At 33.0% G+C, this 4,799-nt stretch carries 3 protein-coding genes; 1 reads left to right on the top strand and 2 read right to left on the bottom strand.

The window, feature by feature from the left end:
- Positions 1–607 precede the first annotated feature (607 nt).
- On the top strand, positions 608–2,095 hold the full coding sequence (locus AABE15_RS00005; protein ID WP_338329223.1) for an oligopeptide:H+ symporter: 1,488 nt from the start codon (positions 608–610) through the stop codon (positions 2,093–2,095).
- Between the two features lie 202 nt (positions 2,096–2,297).
- Here AABE15_RS00005 and AABE15_RS00010 read toward each other — a convergent pair whose 3' ends face one another.
- Both AABE15_RS00010 and AABE15_RS00015 read right to left on the bottom strand, forming a co-directional pair.
- Entirely contained in the window at positions 2,298–3,632 is a 1,335-nt protein-coding gene (locus AABE15_RS00010; RefSeq protein ID WP_338329224.1) for an MATE family efflux transporter, read from the bottom strand.
- Between the two features lie 91 nt (positions 3,633–3,723).
- Positions 3,724–4,521, bottom strand: a complete 798-nt coding sequence (locus tag AABE15_RS00015; RefSeq protein WP_338329225.1) for an SDR family NAD(P)-dependent oxidoreductase — start codon at positions 4,519–4,521, stop codon at positions 3,724–3,726.
- Positions 4,522–4,799 lie beyond the last annotated feature (278 nt).

Consider the following 4,799-nt stretch of genomic DNA (forward strand, 5'->3'; position numbering starts at 1 on the left):
TGTTTAAATACTCTTAGTTATAAGGTGCGCTTGTAAATAATATTTTTTACGAGAATTATATAGAGTAACGCATTTATCTTTAAGAATTTGATTCTATTTTTTCTGAGTGTAATGTTAAGGTTTTTACCAATTTTTTCACAAGGAACTGCGGTTTTGTTTTTAAATGGTTTTTTACATTACGATTAATCGATGGGGATAGAACTGGCGATAAATATAACTAAATAATTTATTTCAAAACTATTTTATTTTGTTAATTTTTTAAGTATCTGAACTTAAATTAAAAACAGAAAGTGTTTTTTTATTATTAATTTTGATTTTAATGAAAAAAATAATGTGTAATCTATTAGACAAAAGCATACCATTTAGATTTTGGTTTATTAACGATAAATTTTTGGTTTTTGTCGTAATAATTTGCTGTGATATTTTGTTAATGGTTTTATTATTCCCAAAGTAAATGGTTTAAAAATCGCTATTTAACTTTTGTGATTATACATATTACGAAATCTGCAATTCACATATAGCGTTAATTTTTTAAAGATTTTAAACTGTCAGTTAACTTATTTTATTTTTACGTTATGACAGTCGCTTTCAGGGTGGATGCATTATCATGATTTCTGTTTGGTTTCAAGAAAAAAACAAAGCTTTTTCCGTGGTTCTTTTTATAGAGCTCTGGGAGCGTTTTGGTTATTACGGAATGCAAAGTATTTTAGTTTTATTTCTTATACAACATATGAAATTCAATGATCATAACGCAAACTTGCTTGTTGGTGCTTTTAGCGCCATGACGTATGCTGCTCCGATCCTTGGCGGATGGGTAGGCGATAAAGTTACCGGAAATAAAAGAGCTATGCTGATAGGAAGCATAATTTTGGCTCTGGGTTATCTTTTGTTGGCATTCGCAACGTCTTATACTCAAGCAATTTATTTAGCGATGGCCATTATTAGCATAGGTAATGGATTATTTAAGCCGAATGCGGCTACCATGGTAAGGCGTATTTACGAGAACAATAATAGCCAATTGGATATTGCGTTTACCCTTTATTATATGGCGGTCAATGTCGGCTCAAGCATTTCAATGTTGATCTGTTCCTTATTAAAAGACCATTATGGATGGTCATCAGCCTTTGTTGCTTGCTTTTTTGGTTTAATTCTTGGCATCGGAAACTACTTTTTAACGCAAAAACGCTTGTGGTTATATTTACCTCCAAAAGATAAAAAGCCACTTCATTTTGGTTTTAATTTAGGAATAATTTTTGGTATAGGGATAAGCGTTATTGTCGTTTCTTTTGTTTTGAAGTCGCCTACCATTACAAAATGGTGTGTTGCTGCTGCTAGTCTCTTAGTCTTGTTTATTTGGATTGGAATTTACAAACACACTAGTGCAGCTGGTCGTGCAGGTTTGCGTGTAATGTACATTTTGACTTTAGAAGGGATGCTATATTTTGTTTTTTATCAACAAATGTCCACTTCACTGACATTATTTGCTCAACGTAATGTTAACCCTGCCTTTTATATCGGTTCTTTCCATTTGTTTAACTGGTCACCAGGACAATTCCAGGCTCTTAATCCAATTTGGATTATGGTTTTTAGTCCTTTATTAGCTAAAATTTACAGTTATTTTGGTCAAGAAAATAAAAATCTTTCTATAGCTATCAAATTTATTATTGGCTTTTTGTTTGTTACCTTAGCTTTTTTTACTTGGTGGATAACTTGCTGGCAGACTAAAACGGCACAATGTTCTTCATGGTCAATGGTGTGGGGATATGGGTTTCTTTCTTTAGGTGAACTTTTAATTAGTGGTCTAGGTTTGGCTGTAATCGCAAGATATGTTCCTGCCTCTATGAACGGTTTTATGACAGGATCTTATTTTATGGTTTCAGGGATTGCCCTTTATATAGGAAGTCAAATAGCAAATATGGCAACATCAGGAGGGTCAATGCTGCTTGATGCTAAAAAAACATTAAATCTATATCAAAATCTTTTTTTTAATCTTTTTATTTTAGCAGTTTTAGCTCTTATAATTCTAATTGCTTTATTACCATTTGTAAAAAAATGGGAAAAACAGCATGCATCTTGCTATTTAAATAATGTTTAACGTAAGAGACAATAAATTCTATTTTAAAGGCAGTCTATTGTATTTTTACTTTACTGAAATAGTTGCAATATCGTTGTATTACTTTAAGTTTAATAGTTTTTTTTAATATGTGAAAAAACGATGTTTATTTTTCGATTTGGCTTAATGCCTGTAAGCGGACATAGTATAACAGATAAATTGACTCACAATTTAGTAATGAAAGTTAATTGAAAAAAGGTCTATCCATTTTAACATGCTTAACAATGTAAAAACTACAAATCACCGATAATATTCCAAAAGGAACTACGCCGAGGGCTTGGCCAATTAATACCCCTTTAGGACCGTAAGCAGAACCTATCCATATAAAAGGAATAGTGCCTAAGGTTGCTCTTCCCCAATTAAATAAGGTCGACAATAACGGATATTCTAAATTATTAAATACTGTATTGGATACAAATAATAAGCCTAAAAATAAGTTGCTTAAAATTACCCAATGGCAAAACAGTTCCATCAACTCTGCCCCCTCTGCTTTTAAGGAAAAAAGTTTAATTATCCATCGTTCGCTAAAAAAGAAAAAAATCCATGTACAAAATGCACAAAATAAAACGAGTTTTAAAGAAACGGTGAGGGTTTTATATACACGTTTTCTTATTCCAGCACCGAAATTTTGTGAAATAATAGGTCCAACGGAGCCTGTCAAAGCAAAAATAAAAGAAAAGGCTAAGGGAACTATTCGGTCAATTGCAGTTTGTCCAGAAATAGCATTATTGCCAAAACGGGACATGGTTCTCACTATAAACAAGCTAGCAACAGGTGAAGCCAAATTGGTTAAAATAGCCGGAAAGGAAATTTTGAACACCCGGTACGAGTCATGCAGCAGATAATGCCAATTTGGTTTTTGTAATAAGTTATAAGGGATTAAAAAATAAAAACCAAAAGTGACCACAGTTAGTCTAGAAAGAATCGTACTTATTGCAGCGCCTTTTATACCCAAGTGAAATCCTAAAATAAATAGAGGGTCTAACAACGCAGCAACGAGCGCGCCGAGAACTGTTATATTCATTGATTTTCTTGCGTTACCGACCGCTCTAAGTAGGCCTGAAGTAATCATTCCCAATGCAATAAGAAAGGAAAAAGGTGAAACAATGCCGGTAAAGTGACTTGCTTGTTCTAAAACTTTATCTCTTGCGCCGAGAGTATAAAGGATAGAATAACGAGATGAAGCGATACATATGCCTATCATTAACATGAGGACAGTGGTAACCACGAGAAAGCAAGTAACAATACGCTGAGCCAGTTCTTGCTTACGTGCCCCTACCAACCTAGCTGTAATTACTGTAATACCTATAGTCATACCAATGCAGATAGCAAGTTGCAAGAAATTTATTGCGTTAGCAAAACCAATGGCGGCGGTTATTTCAGAGTTACCAAGGGTCGAAAGATAAAAAAGGTTAAAAAAATCTACGATAAATATAGACATTAAACCAATAGCTCCTGTTCCAGCCATGACGATGACGTGACGAAAAATAGAGCCTTCACAAAAACGAGGTTTATTCATTAAAATATGTTCATTAAAAAAGGTTGTGCAACCATAAGTGTATGATCTTCATAGATTATCTGTGTTCTAAAAAAGATTAAAATAATAAAATTTATTTGGCTTGTTTAAAAAAGTGCATAGTTATTTTTTCTAAAAATGTGCTGGGTAGCAAATCTAATATTTTGATAAGTATAACCAACCACAAGGGAAAAACTATTCTTCGTTTTTTGCTAATAATACCATATAAAATATTTAGCGCTGCTTGATCTGCTTTTACAATTCCAGGCATGATAAACTGATTTTTCTCGGTAAGGGATGTTTTGACAAAGCCGCAACAAACACTTGTAAGATGTACACCCATGCGTTTTAATATTCCTCCGTTTGCCATGACAAAACGATCCACAGCAGCTTTTGAAGCACAATATGAAGGAGACCATGGGCTTGAAAAAAAAGCTGCAACAGAAGCAATGACAGCTATATTTCCTTTATATCCGTCAGGTTTTGGTTTTTGATGGTTTATAACAGTTATTGCTGGTAAAATAGTATTTAAAACCCCCATTAAATTTGTTTCGATTAAAGGATAAACTATGGTGGGATCTTCTGGATAATTGTTGCAGTTTGATGTACCAAGCGTCGAGGCAGATACGCCTGCACATGCACAAACTAAGTCAATTTGACTTAACGAACAAATCCATTCTTTCATTTTTTGTTTGTAACGTACGTCAAGAATTTGTATATGAACTATGGCACCTTTTGCTACACATTCCTCTTTGGTTTGAATCAAAGCTTGTTCGTTTCTACCGTTTAAATATAACACTATGTTTTCATTAGCTAATTGTATAGCAATTGCTTTTCCTATGCCAGAAGAAGCCCCGGTAATGAGCACGTATTTAAAAGGAAATTTTTTCATTAGCACCATTTTTTTGAAAGATTATGCGATTGGTTTAAATTTCTATTAGTAATTGATAGGGTATTGGTTATGGAAAACGCTTTATTTATCAAATGAATTGTACTATTTAGATTGAAACAAAGCAAAGTGCGACATAAGGTACTACTTTATCGTGCAGCAAATATAGTTTATTCTTTTGGGTGTTTTTACTACAAGGTAATATTGGGTTTAAATCTAATTTTTTTGAAATTATGTCATCTAAAGCAACGATTTTTAGAGTATATACAGGGTTTATGATC

The sequence above is a fragment of the Commensalibacter sp. Nvir genome, from assembly GCF_963921845.1.
In the GTDB taxonomy this organism is placed as follows: Bacteria; Pseudomonadota; Alphaproteobacteria; order Acetobacterales; family Acetobacteraceae; genus Commensalibacter.

What these genes read in the sequence shown, in the direction of transcription:
- AABE15_RS00005 (WP_338329223.1), top strand. Translation starts at nt 608, where the DNA reads ATGATTTCTGTTTGGTTTCAAGAAAAAAACAAAGCTTTTTCCGTGGTT.
- AABE15_RS00010 (WP_338329224.1), bottom strand. Translation starts at nt 3,632, where the DNA reads ATGAATAAACCTCGTTTTTGTGAAGGCTCTATTTTTCGTCACGTCATC.
- AABE15_RS00015 (WP_338329225.1), bottom strand. Translation starts at nt 4,521, where the DNA reads ATGAAAAAATTTCCTTTTAAATACGTGCTCATTACCGGGGCTTCTTCT.